General features: G+C 69.3%; 3 protein-coding genes. 2 read left to right on the top strand and 1 reads right to left on the bottom strand.

Features of this window, described 5'->3' with window-relative positions; genetic code table 11:
• The coding region (locus tag A9Z05_RS05680; protein WP_084044134.1) for an FGGY-family carbohydrate kinase at positions 1-513 on the top strand (513 nt) is incomplete at its 5' end.
• Here the strand turns inward: A9Z05_RS05680 and A9Z05_RS36810 are convergent.
• On the bottom strand, positions 497-637 hold the full coding sequence (locus A9Z05_RS36810; RefSeq protein WP_176730159.1) for a hypothetical protein: 141 nt from the start codon (positions 635-637) through the stop codon (positions 497-499). The genes A9Z05_RS05680 and A9Z05_RS36810 overlap by 17 nt on opposite strands.
• Before the next feature lie 89 nt (positions 638-726).
• Between A9Z05_RS36810 and A9Z05_RS05675 the strand changes: the two genes are divergently transcribed.
• Positions 727-1,073 (top strand): alcohol dehydrogenase catalytic domain-containing protein (locus A9Z05_RS05675; protein WP_176730158.1); only part of this gene is annotated, 347 nt, incomplete at its 3' end.

The following is a 1,073-nucleotide window of genomic DNA, read 5'->3' as shown; positions in this document are numbered from 1 at the left end:
GACGCGTTCGCGCAACCGGCGTCCGAGCGGCTGTGCTTCCTGCCGTACCTGACCGGCGAGCGTTCGCCGTGGATGAATCCGGATGCGCGCGGCGGCTGGCTCGGCCTCGGGCTCGGCGACACGCGCGGCGCAATGATGCGCGCCGCGTTCGAAGGCGTCGCGTTCGCGCTGCGCGCGGGGCTCGATGCGATCCGCGACGCCGATCGTCGCGACGCGGTGACGACGCTGCGCCTCGCGGGCGGCGGCTCGGTCGATCCGCGCTGGCGCCAGTTGCTTGCCGATGCGCTCGGCGCGTCGCTGCACGCGATCGATTGCCCGAACGCCGCGACGCGCGGCGCCGCATTGCTCGCGGGCGTCGCGATCGGGCATTGGCGTGAAGAGGCGTTGCGCGCGCTGGCGCCGAGCGCATCGCCGGTCGCGGCACCGCACGACGACCGTCTGCTGGCCGCACGCCATGCGCGCTTCGTCGATCTGTACGCCCGCACGGATGCATGGTTCACGACGGGCGTTTAAACTCGGACGCTTGTTCTTTTGCGCCAGCGATGACGCATCCTGGCAAGCCGACGACCGTTTCGCGCACGCGATGCGCGGCGGGAGCGGCCATCATGGTGAGCACGATATTGTTGCGCCGCGCCATGCGGCACGGTTTCTACGCCTTGCATGAAACCCCGGCCGGCGTCGACGCGCCGGCCCGGGCCGACCTCACAGACACACAGGAGTGACACGATGAAAACGAAAGCCGCGATTGCATGGAAGGCCGGTGCGCCGCTGACGATCGAGGAAGTCGATCTCGAAGGGCCGCGCGCCGGCGAAGTGCTGATCGAAGTGAAGGCGACGGGCATCTGCCACACCGACTACTACACGCTGTCGGGCGCCGATCCGGAAGGGATCTTCCCGGCGATCCTCGGCCATGAAGGCGCGGGCGTGGTGGTCGACGTCGGCCCCGGCGTCGGCACCGTGAGGAAGGGCGACCACGTGATTCCGCTCTACACGCCCGAATGCCGCGAGTGCAAGTTCTGCCTGTCGCGCAAGACCAACCTGTGCCAGAAGATCCGCGCGACGCAGGGCAAGGG

The sequence above is a fragment of the Burkholderia sp. A2 genome (assembly GCF_001729305.1).
GTDB classification, from domain to species: domain Bacteria; phylum Pseudomonadota; class Gammaproteobacteria; order Burkholderiales; family Burkholderiaceae; genus Burkholderia; species Burkholderia sola.
This window is presented reverse-complemented; position numbering and strand designations above follow the sequence as displayed.

Excerpts from the sequence above, each read along its gene's own strand:
- A9Z05_RS36810 (WP_176730159.1), bottom strand. The coding sequence starts at position 637 with ATGGCGCGGCGCAACAATATCGTGCTCACCATGATGGCCGCTCCCGCC.